This is a genomic window from Roseateles oligotrophus (assembly GCF_014204525.1).
Lineage (GTDB): Bacteria > Pseudomonadota > Gammaproteobacteria > Burkholderiales > Burkholderiaceae_C > Paucibacter_A > Paucibacter_A oligotrophus_A.
The window spans coordinates 115,466-129,608 of record NZ_JACHLP010000008.1 but is presented as its reverse complement, the minus strand read 5'-3'; the positions used below and the strand labels follow the sequence as shown (position 1 = coordinate 129,608).

The following is a 14,143-nucleotide window of genomic DNA, read 5'->3' as shown; positions in this document are numbered from 1 at the left end:
GCACTTTTTCTTCCTGATTTTCTATGTCTTTTTGCCTGAAAGTAGGCTGGCTCTTGTTGGTCAGCCTTGCCGTTTCCGCCGCCAGGGCCGACCGTGATGACACCCGCTTCTTGCGGGAGCAAACCCAGCGCGCCACCGAGCAGAAAGCTCAGGCTCAAGAGCCGCCGCTGCCCCAGGCAGGCACCTTGCAATACCAAGGGCAGGTTTACCAGGTGCCGGATCGCCTGGACTCGCTGGAGGCGGCCATCTATATCGCCATCAACAGCAGCCAGTGGGGCCAGCTGCCCAGTTTCATGGCCCGCTACCGCCTGCTGCCCGGCCACAGGCCGGCCTTGGCGGCGATGGCGCAGGGCTTGCTGGCGCGTTACCAGGGCGACTACCCGCTGGCGCTGCGCGCCATGCAGCAGGCCAGCGAGCAGGAGCCGCAAGATGCGCGCATACGCCTGGAGCTGGCGCGGCTGTGGTTCGAGAACCATCAAGACAGACAGGCGACCGAGGGCTTTGCCCAGGTGCTCGAGGCGGGCCTGCCAGCGCAGGTGCAGACGCTGGTGCAGCAGTATCGCCAGGCCCTGGATGGGCGTGCCCAGTGGCAGGGCAGTGCGGCCCTGGGTCTGGGGCATAACGACAATATCAACCAGGGCAATGGTCAGACCACCTGCCTGCAATACCTGGCGGACTACTGCGTGTTTGACCGGCAAATGCCCGCAGCTCTGGGCTCGGGATTGCTCAGCTACGAGCTGGCTTTGCAGCGGCGCGTCAACCTGGGCGCGAACCACAATTTGCTGATCAGGCCGATGAGCTACGGCCAGTACTACCCGCGCAACAACCCTGCCGATTCTGCCAGTATCAGGGACTACAGCAACCATCTTGCCCAGCTGCAACTGGGCTACCAATACCTGGACATCCGCAACAGCGTGTCGCTCGCGCCTTATGTGGAGCATTACTACCGCAATCGCCACAGCGACTATCTGGCCCAGGGCCTGCAACTGGAGTGGCGGCATGGGTTGAATCGCCAGTGGCAGCTCGGCAGCAATCTGGATGCCAAGCGCTATAACTACAGCGCCAAGGGGCCAGGCAGCGGCGCCGACTACCGGCAGTATCAGTGGGGGCTGTTCGCCTCCTATTCGCCCAACAACAGTACCAGCTTGTACGGCGGGCTGGATCTGACGCGCAAGCGTCATGCCGTGGCGCAAGCCAGCAGCAAAGACTGGGCCTTGCGCGGTGGCGTCTATCACGACTTTGCCGGCAATGCGGGCATATTTGTCAACGCCACCGCGATTTACCGCCATAGCCGCAACGATGGCTTCGATGGTTTTCTGGGCGCGCGAAGGCACGACCAGCAGCAGGTCTACCTCCTCAATATGGGGGCAATCGGTTGGTCCTTCGCCGGCCTGACGCCGGAGCTGCGCCTGCGTCACAGCGTCAATCGCAGCAATCTGAACTGGGCATTCGGCTACAGGCAGACCGAGTTGAGTCAGATTTGGCGCAGAAGTTTCTGAGCTCAGGGTCTGCGGCGCAGCCGCGGAACGGTGGCGGCTAACTCAGCCGCGTGCTTAAGATGCAAGCCCCAACCCCAAGCGCGCGGGCCATCCGCTTGGCGCTTGCTTCTTCGTCTTGAACGGAACTCAAACCATGAATCCACGTTTGAAGCGCTCTGCAGCCTCTTTCGGTCTGGCCTTGGTTACCACCCTGGCCCAATCTGCTTTTGCCCAGGCCACCTACCCGCCCACCCCGCAAAAACCGGTCAGCGACAACTACCACGGCACGGTCGTGGTCGATCCCTATCGCTGGATGGAGGATATGAAGGCGCCGGAGTTCCAGAGCTGGATGAAGACGCAGTCGGCTTTTGCCGCCGATCTGCTGGGCCAGCTGCCGGGCCGTGCGGCCTTGCGTGAGCGCCTGGGTCAGCTCTCGGACGCGGGTGAGAGCACCGGCGGCTATGAGGTGGTGGCGGGCAAGCTTTTTTATATGAAGCGCGCGCCGGGCCAGAACCAGGCACGGCTGTGGCAGCGCGAGGGCCTGGAGGGGGCCGAGCGCGAGCTGCTGGACCCGAACAATCTGCCGGGCGAGCCGGGCAAGCATGCGATCGACTGGTACAGCGTCTCGCCCAATGGCAAGTTGCTGGCGCTGGGCCTGTCCAAGGGCGGCTCGGAGAACAGCGTGCTGCGGGTGCTGGATGTGGCCAGCGGCAAGTTCCTGAGTGAAAGCATTGCGCATACTGGCTTGAACGAAGGCGGCGTGGCCTGGTTGCCGGACTCCTCGGGCTTTGCCTACAACCGCCACCCCGCCGACGAGCGCTACAACAAGAGCGCCGTCTATCTGCACAAGCTGGGGCAGGATGCGGCCAAGGACCTGGCGGTGTTTGGATGGGAGGTCAGCGCCAGGCACAAGTTCGCCATTCCTGACCTGCCCTATCTGCGCCTGTCCAAGGACTCTCACTTCGCCCTGGCCGAGGTGCTGCATGGCGACGCGGTGGACCATTCCTTCTGGGTCGCCCCGCTCAAGCAATTGAAGGGGGCGGCCACGCCCTGGCGCCGGGTGATTGGCCCGCAGGACCGCGTCATCCACGCCGCGCTGGCGGGCGACAAGCTCTATGCCCTGACGCAGAAGACGGCCTCGCGCCGCCAGTTGGTGAGCCTGGACCTGACAAAACCCCAGGCCAAATTCAAGGCCGTGCTACCGGCCGGTGACAGCGTCTTGCAAACCCTGGAGGTGGGCGATGACGCGGTCTATGTGAAGGCGCTGGACGCAGGCGTTAGCAAGCTCTGGCGGGTGGAGCGCAAGAGCGGCGCCATCAGCACCGTGGCCCTGCCTTTCGAGGGTACGCTGCGCAGCGTCAACGCCTTGAAGGACGGCAAGTTGCTGGTGTTGCTGGAGGGCTGGACGCAGGCGCCGCAAAGCCTGCTGATAGCTCCGCGCAAGCCGGGCGAGGCGCCGCGCCAGCTGTCCATCCAGAAGCCGGTGGCTGTGGATACTTCGGGCGTGGAGGCGCGCCGGGTCATGGTCAAGAGCCATGACGGGGTGATGGTGCCGCTCTCCATCGTGGCGCCCAAGGCTGCGGCCCTGGACGGCCAGCGCCCCACCATACTGACCGGTTACGGCGCTTACGGCATCACGCTGGAGCCGCGCTTTGCCGCCACCCGCCTGGCCTGGACCGAGCGTGGCGGCGTGCTGGCCACCTGCCATGTGCGAGGGGGTGGTGAGTTAGGCGAGGAATGGCACCAGGGTGCCCATATCCTGAACAAGCAGAACACGGTGGCTGACTTCATCGCCTGCGCGGAATGGCTGATCGCCAATAAATACACCTCGCCGGCCAAGCTGGCCGGCACTGGCGGCAGCGCCGGCGGCATCACCATCGGCGGCACCATCACCCAGCGGCCGGATTTGTTGGCCGCGGCGCAGAGCGCGGTCGGCCTGTCCGACATGTTGCGCATGGAGACGACACCTAACGGCGCACCCAATGTGGCCGAGTTCGGTACCGTCGCCAATCCGGCGCATTTCAAGAGCATGTATGCCTTGAGCCCCTACCACCGGGTGCAGGAGGGGCGAGCCTACCCGGCCGTCATCGTCACCACCGGCGCCAACGACCCGCGGGTGGAGGCCTGGATCCCGGCCAAGCTGGCGGCCCGCCTGCAAGCCGCCAATCCGGACGGCCTGGCCCGGGGCAAGCCCGCCATCTTGCGGGTGGACTTCGAGGCCGGCCACGGCATGGGTTCGGGCGTGTCGCAGCGCCTGGACGAAACCGCCGATGTGTGGAGCTTCTTCCTCTGGCAGTTTGGCGAGGCGGGCTTTGCGCCCAAGCGCTGACTCGGCCAGCCCCGTTTTGTTTCAGCCGAGTCGATTGGCCAGGTGGATGGTGCGCGCCAGGCAGTTCGTCGTCGCCGAGCCCAGGTCGCCGGCGATCAGGCCGGCCATGGTGCCACGCCCGGCGCCTACACGATCTAACTCAAATTCCCGCCGAGCCGCAACTGAGTACGGTGACATGCGTGCGGCCGATCAGGTTCAGGGGGTGGGAAAATTCATGGGGTTTGGTCCTTGATGCTGTTGGCTCGCCAATCTTGATTCCCTTGGAAAAAAAGCCCGTCCGATTGAGATGCGGACGGGCTTTTGGCGGGCTTAATTCAAGCGCATCAGAAGTGGTAGCTCAGTCCCAGGTTCACGGCCCGCACGCTGAAGTCGCCATCACGGAAGGTGGCGCGGCTGAAGTCGGCCGTCAGCTCAAGCTTCAGCGAACTGCTCAGCGCATAGTCCAGCCCCAGGCCGGAATGCGCCGCGACTTTGGAGTCGGACAGATTTGCGTTGCCCAGGCCTGCCACCACGCCGGATACATCGGTTTTGACATTGGCAACCCCCAGCCGGGCGGTGAAGCCCCAGTCGGTGGCAAAGGGGAACCGGGCCGCGACGCCCAGAGTGACCGCTTTCGGCGTCAGCTTCAGGTCAACGCCAGACACACTTGCCTTGGCCTCGCCGAAGCTCAGATAGCCCAGTTCTGCGGCAAAAGTGTCATTGAACTTATAGCCACCCAGCACGCGAAAGCTGGTGCCGTTATTGTTGCAAGACGTGGTGCCGGCACAGTCCAGCTCGCTATGCCCGGAGCCGACACCCGCTGCAACATAGGCTTGGGCCATGACCTGGCTGGATGCCAAAGCGCCCAGGACAAGGATTGAGAACGCGATTTTTTTCATGATTTCCAGTTGACGATTTATGGAAGGACCTGAAGAAATCCTATGACATTTGTCGGGGGCGCACGTTTGTGCAGTGACGAAAAAACAGCGGAAAAGATAGGGGTAGGTGAACTTTGACGAATTTGATAGTAAGGCAATCAATGGACCCGTTTGCCGCTTGAGTGCGGGCGGCGGGCACCGGTAACTGAGCCGATGCCGGGTGGCCAATCTTCATCGACAGAGTTCTCGCTGTTTGCGGCAGATCAAGCGTTGCCAGGTCCGTCAGGCGCCTAATTTCCTCAACCCCTTGGGAGGGGTGAGTACAGGAGAAAACGATGACGGCTTGGCATGTTTTGTTCTCGACCGATGTCGGTCTGATGAGCGTGATCGGCCTCAGCATCATGCTGGGCATGGGCGCTTTTTATCTGCGCTATTTTCTGAAGCACATCAAGGAAGATGGAGAGCGGGCCGCAGCGCTGGCCGAGGCGGCACGCAAGTCCTGAGTCGCGCCGAGGCACAGGCTAATATGCCGGACTCATCGGTTCGACAGGACGGCTTTTCCATCATGCCTCAGCTTCACAAGACTCTCGCTCCCCTGGCCGCGGCCTGCTGGCTGGCTCTGGCCGCCACGCCCGGCTGGGCGGCCAGCTCGGCCACCTCTTCGGTGTCGGACAGCGTCTCCACCTCGGTGGGCAGCTTGTCGGATTCCATCCAGGGCTCCAGCAAGAGCTCGACCGGCGACAAGAAAGTGGCCGCCGGTGACTACAAAATCATCGATATGGCCGCCGTGCCCGGCAAGCCCGGCATGGCTCAGCTGACCCTGCAGGCCGCTGCCACGCCCGCCGGCCAGCCGGCCGAGGCCTTCCAGCTGCTGCTGCCCGCCACCACCCTGGCCAAGACGAATCTGGCCGTGGGCGGTACGGTGACGGCGCGTGAGCACGCTTACGGCCTGGAGTTCGCCGTGGCGCAGAGCAAGCAGGCCTTCTTCCTGGTGCTGCGTGATGAGTGGTTCAAGGAGCTGCGCAGCAATCCCCTCGTGCTTTGATCCGCAGCCTGCTTGCCGCGGGCTGCCTGCTGCTGGGGACGGCGGCCCAGGCCTCCAGCACCGGCTACTGTGACCGCCCCGCGCCGGCCGACGCGGCCTCGCAGCACAAGCTGCTGCGCTTTGCCGAGATCGTCAAGAACGAGCTGAACCAGTCGGGCCGCGGCCTGGCCCTGGTGGCGCGTTCAGGCCTGGATCTGGCCCGCTTTGATCAGCGCTACTCGCATGCGGGCTTGAGCCTGCGCGAGAGCGAGAACACGCCCTGGTCGGTGCGCCAGCTCTACTTCGCCTGCGATGAAGGCCGGCCGCGCATTTTTGACCAGGGCATGGCCGGCTTTGTGCTGGGCGGCGACGACCCCAGGCTGGGCTATATCTCCTTGCTGTTCTTGCCGCCCGAGGCCTCGGCCCGGCTGGAGCGTGCAGCCCTGGACAAGGGCCTGGCCCTGCAGTTGCTGAACCCGCGCTACAGCGCCAATGCCTATGCCTTCGGCCTGCAGTACCAGAACTGCAATCAATGGGTGGCGGAGATGCTGGCGGCCGCCTGGGGTGAGGGCGTCAATGACCGCGCCCAGGCCCAGGCCTGGCTGCAGGCGCAGGACTACCGACCCACCACGATGGCGCTGGGCTGGCGCCCGCTGCAGTGGCTGGGGGCCTTCATCCCCTGGGTCCATAGCGAGGACCACCCCGAGCAAGACCTGGCCGATCTGCGCTACCGGGTCAGCATGCCGGCCTCTCTGGAGGCCTTTGTGCGGGCGCAATGGCCCGGCAGCCAGCGGGTGGAGCTTTGCCATACCGAGAACCGGGTGGTGCTGCGGCGCGGCTGGGAGCCCATTGCGGCGGGCTGCGTGGCCGGGGCCGATGATCTGGTGCTGGACCTCTAAGCCGCCTTGCGAAAGGTCAGATTGATGCGCTGCTCGCCCAGCTCCGCATGCCGGCCAGCCGCCAGCGGCATGACGCCGTGAAAGCGCAGCCGCGCCGGCCCACCCCAGACCAGCACATCGCCATGCTGCAAGGCCAGCCTCTGGGTCTTGTCGCCACGGCTCAGGCCGCCGAACAGAAACACGGCCGGCAGGCCTAGCGAGACCGAGACGATGGGATGCTCAAAGTCCTGCTCGTCCCTGTCCTGGTGCAGGCTCAGGCGGGTGCCGGGCAGATAGCGGTTGATCAGGCAGGCGTCGGGTTTGAAGTGGGCATAAGCGGCTTGCTTGGCGGCATCAGTGGCCAGCCGGGCAAAGGCTGGCGGCAGGGCGGGCCAGGGTTGGGTGCTCAGCGGGTCCGTCGATTGATAGCGGTAGCCGCGCCGGTCCGACACCCAGCCTAGCGGCCCGCAATTCGTCATCCACACCGCCATGGCCTTGCCGCCCGGCGTCAGCATTTGGCGCAGCGGCGCTTGCGCCAGCACCTCGGCCACGCCGGCCTGCAAGTCGGCGCTGGCGGCCAGGGCAAAGCCGCGCAGCAGGACGGCGCCGGGGGCGATGGCTTGCTCGGCGGGCTCATCGAAAAGAGATGCGTTCATGAATCAAGGATAATGCGCCCCGTGAAGCAAGCCAGACCGCCGCTGGTGCAAGCATGGAAACATGGCACTGGAGGAAGGTCCGGACTGCAAAGAGCGGCGTAGCAGCTAACGGCTGTCCGGCGTGAGCCGAGGATCAGAGCAACAGAGACGAGTCGATCAAACGTGCGGGGCGCAAGCCTTGCGGGACTGGAAGCGCAGCCTCCAGGGTCGGGTGAAACGGGCAATCTCTACGCGCAGCAACACCAAGTAGGCCAGTATTGATGCGGCTCGCAGAGCTGGCGGGTAGGTGGCACCGAGCCGGGCAGCGATGCCCGGCCAAGAGGAATGGCGGTCACGGCGCGGTCCTCGCAAGAGGGCTGTGCTGCACAGAATCCGGCCTATCGGCTTGCTTCACACTTTTCCCCCCGCGGCGTGTCGGGGCCACCGCTACACTGGCTCGCTGTGCTTCTGGCACGCCACCCGCTTTCCCACACTCCCTTATGAATCCCCAAGCCAGCACCCTGTGGCGCGCGCCGCGTTGGGCCCTGGCCGTCTTGCTGGCGGCCCTGGGCATGATTGGCCCCTTCTCCATCGACACCTATCTGCCGGCCTTCGCCGGCATTGCCACGGCGCTCAATGCCACGCCGGTGGAGATGCAGCAGACCCTGTCCAGCTATCTGCTGGGTTTCGCCGTCATGAATCTGTTCCATGGCGCCTTGTCGGATAGCTTCGGCCGCCGGCCGGTGGTCTTGTGGGGCATGGCCGCCTTCACCCTGGCCTCGGTGGGCTGTGCGCTGGCGGGCAGCATCGGCCAGCTGGTGTTCTGGCGCACGGTGCAGGGCATGTCGGCGGGGGCGGGCATCGTGGTTTCGCGCGCCATCATCCGCGATATGTTTGCACCCTCGGAGGCGCAGCGGGTGATGTCCCAGGTCACCATCTTCTTCGGCGTGGCACCGGCTATCGCTCCGATGATTGGCGGTTTTCTGTTCGTGCATTCCGACTGGCACAGCATCTTCTGGTTCCTGGTGCTGATAGGCGCCAGCCTCTTCATCGCCAACTGGCGCCTGTTGCCCGAGACCCTGCACGAGGAGGCCAAACAGCCCTTCCATGTCGGCCAGTTGCTGCGCGAGTACGGGCGGCTGTGCACCAGCCCTCGCTTCATCCTCTTGGCCCTGGCCAGCGGCATCCCCTTCAACGGCATGTTTTTGTACGTGCTGTCGGCGCCGGTGTTTGTGGGTGAGCATCTGGGGCTGGCACCGACGCAGTTCTTCTGGTTCTTCTGCTTCTCCATCGGCGGCATCATGGGCGGGGCCTGGCTCAGCGGCCGCCTGGCGGGCAAGGTGAGGCCGCGCAAGCAGATCCGCTACGGTTTCGTGATCATGGGCGTGGTCTCGCTGCTTAACGTAATGCTCAATCTGCTGCTGCCACCCAATCCCTTCTGGGCCCTGCCGGTGATCTCGGCCTTTGCCTTTGGCTGGGCCCTGATGGTGCCGGTGGTGACCCTGCTGGTGCTGGACGAGGTGCCCGAGCGCCGCGGCCTGGCCTCCAGCCTGCAGGCCTGCATAGGCAGTGCGGCCAACGGCCTGGTGGCCGGCCTGGTCGTGCCCCTGGTGATGCACTCCACCGTGGCCCTGGCCTTTACCTCCATGGGTTTGATGGGCATAGGCCTGCTGTCCTGGACCATCGTCAAGCGCGAGATGGCTTGATACGGTTTTGCCTTCAAACGCATAACTTCCTTGGCTTGCCTTGCCGTGCTGCAGCACTGTCTGCGGCAAGCCGCCTTGTTCTGCGCTCGAATGCAAAACCGTACAGGCGGCGGGGCTCAAGCCCGCGCCCGAATGACCGATGAAAAGACGCTAGGCCTGATCGGGCCGGGAGTCTTTATCCATGCATCGCAATCAATTTTCAAAAGTCATGGCCGGTCTGCTGGCCGGGGTGTTGGGTCTGTCCGCGGCCCAGGCGCAGCACGGCGACGCCGGCAAGTCGGAGGAATCGTTGGAGGTCTTGCGCCAGCGCCTGGCCGAGCGGCTCAGCAACAAATCCGCCACGGGCTCACTCAAGGTGGCGGGCAAGCCGGCCGCGGCCGAGGAGCATGGCAAGGCCGCCAAGGGCAAGGCCAGGAGCGAGCCCGCCAAGGCCGAGACCCATGGCGGCGCGCCCCATGTGCACTGGGGCTATACCGGCGAGGGCGCGCCCGAGCGCTGGGCGGCCTTGAACCCCGAGTTTTCCACCTGTGCCATCGGCACCCGCCAGAGCCCCATCGACATCCGTGAAGGCATCAAGGTGGATCTGGAGAAGATCCAGTTCGACTACCGCCCCAGCGGCTTCGCGGTGCTGGACAACGGCCACACCGTGCAGGTCAATGTGGCGCCGGGCAATTCCTTGCAAATCATGGGTCGGCGCTTCGAGCTGCTGCAGTTCCACTTCCACCGGCCCAGCGAGGAGCGCATCAATGGCCGCCAGTTCGATATGGTGGCCCATCTGGTGCACAAGGACGCCGACGGCAAGCTGGCCGTGGTGGCCGTGCTGCTGGAGCGCGGCCGCGATCAACCCCTAATCCAGACCATCTGGAACAATCTGCCGCTGGAGAAGATGGAGGCCTTGCCGGCCCAGGTCAGCATCGATCTGAACCAGCTGCTGCCCGAGGACCGCGCCTACTACACCTATATGGGCTCGCTGACCACGCCACCCTGTTCCGAGGGCGTGCTGTGGATGGTGCTGCGCCAGCCGGTGCAGCTGTCCATGAACCAGATCTCCATCTTCTCGCGCCTCTACCCCATGAATGCGCGGCCCATCCAGAGCGGCTCGGGCCGCTTGATCAAGGAGTCCTCGGCGCCCTGATCAGCTCGCCACGACGCCGCGGCTCAACCACAGATGCAAGGTGCCGAACAGCTGTTCGGCCACCACCGGCTTGGCGACATGGTCGTTCATGCCCGCATCCAGGCAGCGCTGGCGCTCCTCGGCAAAGGCATTGGCCGTCATGGCCAGGATGGGGATGTTGCGGCCGCGCTCCAGGCGGCGGATGGCGCGGGTGGCTTCCAGCCCGTCCATGATGGGCATTTGCACATCCATCAAGATCAGGGCGTAGTCCTTGGCCGGGTCGCTCATCATGTCCAGCGCGGCCTGGCCGTCGGGGGCCACGTCGACGGCCAGACCGGCGCTGCCCAGCAAGGCGATGGCGACTTCCTGATTGACCATATTGTCTTCGGCCAGCAGTACGCGGCGGCCGCTGAACTCGGCCAGCCGGTCTCTGGCGGCATGGTTGCGGCGCGGCGCGGCTGGCGGCGGGCCGAGCACAAAGCCGCTGCTCTTGGTCAGGCCGAGCTGGAGCCAGAAGCGGCTGCCCTGGCCGGGGCGGCTTGCCACGCCTACCTGGCCGCCCATCAGATCGGCCAGTCGGCGGCAGATGGACAGGCCCAGGCCCGTGCCGCCGTAGCGGCGGGTGGGGGAGCTGTCGGCCTGTTCGAAGTCCTGGAATAGGCGTTGCTGATCCCTGTCGTCGATGCCGATGCCGGTATCGACGACCTCGAAGCGGAGCTGCAGCTGCTTGCCCTCGTCCGTCAGGATGCGGACGGCCATGCGGACTTCGCCCTGCTCGGTGAACTTGATGGCGTTGCCGGCAAAGTTCAGCAAGATTTCGGCGATGCGCTGCGGGTCGCCCAGCAACTGCTGCTGGTTCAGGCGGTCTTCGATCTCAAGCTTGAAGCCAAGCCGCTTTTCGACGGCCCGCTGGGCCAGCATGCCGTAGACCTTGTCCAGCACTTGCGTGACGGTGAATTCGGTGTGTAGGAGCTGCAGTTTTCCGGCCTCGATTTTGGAGAGATCCAAGACATTGTTGATCACGCCCAGCAGATGCTCGGCGGCGTCGGCGACCTTTTGCAGCCTCTCCTGCTGCTTGGGTTCCTGCGCATCGCTTTGTACCAGATAGGTCATGCCGATGATGGCATTCATGGGGGTGCGGATTTCATGGCTCATATTGGCCAGGAAGGCGCTTTTGGCCAGATTGGCGGCTTGGGCGGCCTGGCTGGCCTCGGCCAGTTCGGCGGTGCGGGCCTCCACCAACTCTTCCAGGTGGTGACGGTAACGCATCAACTCCAGGGCGTCCAGGCGTTGGCTGGAGATGTCGGTGAGGAAGCCATGCCACAGCACCGAGCCGCCTTCCTCGGCCTGGGCGATGGCGTTGCCGTAGAGCCAGCGTTCGCTGCCGTCGGGGCGGCGGGTCCGGAACTCCTGCTGCCAGGGCTTGAGTTGGCGGGCCGACTCCTTCAGGCTTTGGCGCACCGCCGCCTGGTCGGCCGGATCGATCTGCTCAAACCAGGCGTTTGCACTCTCGCCCAGTTCGGCAGCGCTGAGCTGGAAGAAGTCCTTCACCGCCTCGCTGACATAGGCGAACTGGTAGTGGCCGTCGGCGTCCTTGCGCAGTTGGTAGACCACGCCGGGCACGGTTTTGGCAATGCCACGCATGCGCTCCAGCAGGGCGCGCTGCGCACCGAACTGCTCATGCAGGGCGTGGCGCATATGGTCCAGATGGGTGCCCAGCAGGCCGATCTCGTCGGTGCGCTGGCTGTTCAGCCGGGCGCCGAAGCGGCCCTCGGCCAGATCGTTGGCAAAAGCGCCCAGCTCGCGCAGGGGGCGCATCACACGGGTGTTGAGCAGGGCCAGGATCAGGCCCAGGGAGACCAGCAACTGGCCGCCCACGGTGGCGCCGTAAAGCCAGCGCTGGCGGGAGAGGGCGGCGCGACTGAGGTGGTCGTCCAACTCGATCTGGATGTGGCCGATACGGTTGTGGCCGCGCACGATATCGCGCTCGCCCAGCAGCCGGCGGCCTTGCTGGCGTTCCGGTTCGCTCATTTCGATGAAGGGCGCTTCCTGCGAGGCGTCGCGGACCCTGACCCGCAGCACATCGGGCGATTTCATCACCGCAGCCACCACCTCGCGGGCGGCGACGGTGTCCAGATTCCACAGCAGCTCGGGCAGGCTGCTGGTCAACACGTCCAGCTTGTTCTCCAGCCCGCGCTGCTGCTCCTGGCTGGCCACCTGGGGTTCGCGCAGGCCTATCAGCCAGCCTCCTACCATCAGCGCCGGGAGTAGCAGGCCGATGCTGGCGCCCAGGGCGATGGCATAGAACAGGGAACTGGCTGCTTTGCTGCTCAAAAACGCCTCTATCGGTTCATGCCGCCGGACGGTCAGGGGCCCGGAATGGATGGGCGGATCGAGCGCTTGCGCGGACTCGAGTCCTGGGGTTTCTTGAGAATCGGCCGCTTGGCCTGGGTCTGTAGCCCGAAATCGTGACAGGCCGTATTTGAAATAAGTTCATCTAGCACTTGCAGACAGTTATGCAAGTCCTTAATTTTGAACGAATTTCAGTTTCGAGGCCTTGTGAGGATATGTACCTAAGTGCTTGATTTCATTGGAACTTTTTACGAATTGGCTTGACCTGCCGAAGTTCGCTAAGTAAAGTGGGAAGAAGTGTACTTTGGTGGGTCGCCGTGGCGAATTTTGTGTTTCAGGGGGCTTCCTCCTTGGCAATGGATGCCAAGGGGCGTTTTGCCGTCCCGACACGCCACCGCGAGGTCTTGCAGGCCCTGTGCGCCGGCCAGCTGACCGTGACCCGCCACCCCGAGGGCTGCTTGATGGTGTTCCCGCGCCCGGCCTGGGAAGCCTTCCGCGACCGCATTGCCGCCCTGCCCATGTCGGCGGCCGGCTGGAAGCGGGTCTTTCTGGGCAATGCCATGGACGTGGAGATCGACAGCGCCGCGCGCCTGCTGATCTCGCCCGAGCTGCGTGCGGCGGCCGGGCTGGAGCGCGAGGTGATGCTGCTGGGCATGGGCAGCCACTTCGAGCTGTGGGACGCCCCCTCCTATGCCAAACATGAAGCGCAAGTCATGCAGTCCGAACTGCCCGACGCCCTCAAGGATTTCAGCTTCTGATGGAAACAAGCCCTCCCTCTTTTTCGCACACCACCGTGCTGCTGCACGAGACGGTGGAGCAGGTGCTGACCTCGCCGGACGGCATCTATGTCGACGGCACTTTCGGCCGCGGCGGCCATTCGCGCCTGCTGCTGTCCAAGCTATCGCCTCAGGGGCGGTTGATCGCCATCGACCGCGATCTGGAGGCGATCGCTGCGGCCACGACGGGCGAGACGCGGATCACGGATCCGCGTTTTTCCATCATCCATGCCGCCTTCGCCGATATGCGCGAGCAATTGCGCGAGCGCGGCCTGGAGCAGGTGCAAGGCATTTTGCTGGACATCGGCGTGTCCAGCCCGCAGATCGACAACCCTGAGCGTGGCTTCAGCTTCCGTTTCAACGGCCCGCTGGACATGCGTATGGACACAAGCCGTGGTGAAAGTGCCGCGGATTTCCTGGCCCGCGCCGATGAGCGCCAGATTGCGGAGGTCATACGCGACTATGGGGAAGAACGGTTTGCTGTTCAGATTGCAAAGGCGCTTATTGCTCGCCGGACAAGCGGGCATCCCGTTAGAAGCACCGACGAGCTGTCCGAGGTCGTGGCTCGTGCGGTCAAGACCCGGGAAGCGGGACAAAACCCCGCAACGCGCACCTTTCAAGCTCTTCGGATTCACGTCAACGGGGAGCTTGAAGAACTAGAGCGCGGCTTGAACGCGGCCCTGGCCTTGTTGGCGCCGGGCGGCCGCATGGCCATCATCAGCTTCCACTCGCTGGAAGACCGCATCGTCAAGAACTTCATGGCCGGTCATAGCAAGCAGGTGGTGGATCGCCGCGCCCTGTTTGCCGAGCCCAAGCCCCTGGCCCTGGAGGCGGTGGCCCGCATCAAGCCCAGCGAGGCCGAGGTGGCGGCCAACCCGCGCGCCCGCTCGGCCGTGCTGCGCATTGCCCAGCGCACCGCCACGCCGCTGCCGGTGGAACACCACAAACGTCGCCGCGCCGCCCGCGGCGAGGGCCGGGACGAGGCGTCCTGAGT

The 14,143-nt window shown here is 64.7% G+C and carries 13 protein-coding genes and 1 other RNA gene; 10 read left to right on the top strand and 4 right to left on the bottom strand.

Annotated elements, in window-relative coordinates; translation table 11 throughout:
• Positions 1-53: 53 nt before the first annotated feature.
• Together HNP55_RS19025 and HNP55_RS19020 are read left to right on the top strand one after the other, a co-directional pair.
• Complete coding sequence (locus HNP55_RS19025; RefSeq protein ID WP_184303052.1) at positions 54-1,499, top strand: porin family protein; 1,446 nt, start codon at positions 54-56, stop codon at positions 1,497-1,499.
• A 133-nt stretch (positions 1,500-1,632) separates the two neighbouring features.
• A complete protein-coding gene (locus tag HNP55_RS19020; RefSeq protein ID WP_184303049.1) occupies positions 1,633-3,807 on the top strand; it encodes a prolyl oligopeptidase family serine peptidase in 2,175 nt (724 codons plus the stop codon).
• A gap of 21 nt (positions 3,808-3,828) precedes the next feature.
• On the opposite strand, the gene HNP55_RS19015 is transcribed toward HNP55_RS19020, so the two are convergent.
• Together HNP55_RS19015 and HNP55_RS19010 are read right to left on the bottom strand one after the other, a co-directional pair.
• Positions 3,829-3,984: a hypothetical protein gene (locus HNP55_RS19015; RefSeq protein WP_184303046.1), complete on the bottom strand. Its 156-nt coding sequence runs from the start codon at positions 3,982-3,984 to the stop codon at positions 3,829-3,831.
• Positions 3,985-4,130: 146 nt separating this feature from the next.
• The gene (locus tag HNP55_RS19010) at positions 4,131-4,685 is read right to left on the bottom strand and encodes an outer membrane beta-barrel protein (protein ID WP_184303044.1); all 555 of its coding nucleotides are present in this window, start codon (positions 4,683-4,685) and stop codon (positions 4,131-4,133) included.
• Between the two features lie 314 nt (positions 4,686-4,999).
• On the opposite strand from HNP55_RS19010, the gene HNP55_RS19005 reads away from it, so the two are divergent.
• The 3 genes from HNP55_RS19005 to HNP55_RS18995 all read left to right on the top strand — a co-directional run bounded on the left by HNP55_RS19005 (position 5,000) and on the right by HNP55_RS18995 (position 6,587).
• Positions 5,000-5,167, top strand: coding sequence for a DUF3149 domain-containing protein (locus HNP55_RS19005; protein WP_184303041.1), 168 nt, complete (start codon positions 5,000-5,002; stop codon positions 5,165-5,167).
• Positions 5,168-5,229: 62 nt separating this feature from the next.
• Positions 5,230-5,709, top strand: a complete 480-nt coding sequence (locus HNP55_RS19000; protein ID WP_184303037.1) for a hypothetical protein — start codon at positions 5,230-5,232, stop codon at positions 5,707-5,709.
• Positions 5,706-6,587: a DUF2145 domain-containing protein gene (locus HNP55_RS18995; RefSeq protein ID WP_221439682.1), complete on the top strand. Its 882-nt coding sequence runs from the start codon at positions 5,706-5,708 to the stop codon at positions 6,585-6,587. The genes HNP55_RS19000 and HNP55_RS18995 overlap by 4 nt, the downstream gene beginning before the upstream one ends.
• On the opposite strand, the gene alkB is transcribed toward HNP55_RS18995, so the two are convergent.
• Positions 6,584-7,222, bottom strand: coding sequence for a DNA oxidative demethylase AlkB (gene alkB, locus HNP55_RS18990; RefSeq protein ID WP_184303034.1), 639 nt, complete (start codon positions 7,220-7,222; stop codon positions 6,584-6,586). The genes HNP55_RS18995 and alkB overlap by 4 nt on opposite strands.
• 23 nt (positions 7,223-7,245) lie before the next feature.
• Here alkB and rnpB point away from each other — a divergent pair.
• The 3 genes from rnpB (at position 7,246) to HNP55_RS18975 (ending at position 10,042) form a co-directional block, all read left to right on the top strand.
• Positions 7,246-7,618: RNase P RNA component class A (rnpB, locus tag HNP55_RS18985), an RNA gene on the top strand.
• Positions 7,619-7,701: 83 nt separating this feature from the next.
• Positions 7,702-8,907 (top strand): multidrug effflux MFS transporter, encoded by a 1,206-nt coding sequence (locus HNP55_RS18980; RefSeq protein ID WP_184303031.1) that lies wholly within the window; start codon positions 7,702-7,704, stop codon positions 8,905-8,907.
• Positions 8,908-9,088: 181 nt separating this feature from the next.
• Entirely contained in the window at positions 9,089-10,042 is a 954-nt protein-coding gene (locus tag HNP55_RS18975; protein WP_184303029.1) for a carbonic anhydrase, read from the top strand.
• Here HNP55_RS18975 and HNP55_RS18970 read toward each other — a convergent pair whose 3' ends face one another.
• The gene (locus HNP55_RS18970; protein WP_184303026.1) at positions 10,043-12,355 is read right to left on the bottom strand and encodes an ATP-binding protein; all 2,313 of its coding nucleotides are present in this window, start codon (positions 12,353-12,355) and stop codon (positions 10,043-10,045) included.
• Between the two features lie 347 nt (positions 12,356-12,702).
• Between HNP55_RS18970 and mraZ the strand changes: the two genes are divergently transcribed.
• Positions 12,703-13,131 carry a division/cell wall cluster transcriptional repressor MraZ gene (gene mraZ, locus HNP55_RS18965; RefSeq protein WP_184303242.1) on the top strand — a complete coding sequence of 143 codons (429 nt, stop codon included), beginning with the start codon at positions 12,703-12,705 and terminating at the stop codon, positions 13,129-13,131.
• On the top strand, positions 13,131-14,141 hold the full coding sequence (gene rsmH, locus HNP55_RS18960) for a 16S rRNA (cytosine(1402)-N(4))-methyltransferase RsmH (RefSeq protein WP_184303023.1): 1,011 nt from the start codon (positions 13,131-13,133) through the stop codon (positions 14,139-14,141). Before mraZ ends, rsmH begins: the two co-directional genes overlap by 1 nt.
• The last annotated feature ends 2 nt before the right edge of the window (positions 14,142-14,143 follow it).

Bases quoted from the DNA above. Each gene is read 5' to 3' on its own strand.
- HNP55_RS19020 (WP_184303049.1), top strand. From the start codon at position 1,633: ATGAATCCACGTTTGAAGCGCTCTGCAGCCTCTTTCGGTCTGGCCTTG.
- HNP55_RS19015 (WP_184303046.1), bottom strand. From the start codon at position 3,984: ATGTCACCGTACTCAGTTGCGGCTCGGCGGGAATTTGAGTTAGATCGT.
- HNP55_RS19010 (WP_184303044.1), bottom strand. From the start codon at position 4,685: ATGAAAAAAATCGCGTTCTCAATCCTTGTCCTGGGCGCTTTGGCATCC.
- HNP55_RS19005 (WP_184303041.1), top strand. From the start codon at position 5,000: ATGACGGCTTGGCATGTTTTGTTCTCGACCGATGTCGGTCTGATGAGC.
- HNP55_RS19000 (WP_184303037.1), top strand. From the start codon at position 5,230: ATGCCTCAGCTTCACAAGACTCTCGCTCCCCTGGCCGCGGCCTGCTGG.
- alkB (WP_184303034.1), bottom strand. From the start codon at position 7,222: ATGAACGCATCTCTTTTCGATGAGCCCGCCGAGCAAGCCATCGCCCCC.
- HNP55_RS18980 (WP_184303031.1), top strand. From the start codon at position 7,702: ATGAATCCCCAAGCCAGCACCCTGTGGCGCGCGCCGCGTTGGGCCCTG.
- HNP55_RS18975 (WP_184303029.1), top strand. From the start codon at position 9,089: ATGCATCGCAATCAATTTTCAAAAGTCATGGCCGGTCTGCTGGCCGGG.
- rsmH (WP_184303023.1), top strand. From the start codon at position 13,131: ATGGAAACAAGCCCTCCCTCTTTTTCGCACACCACCGTGCTGCTGCAC.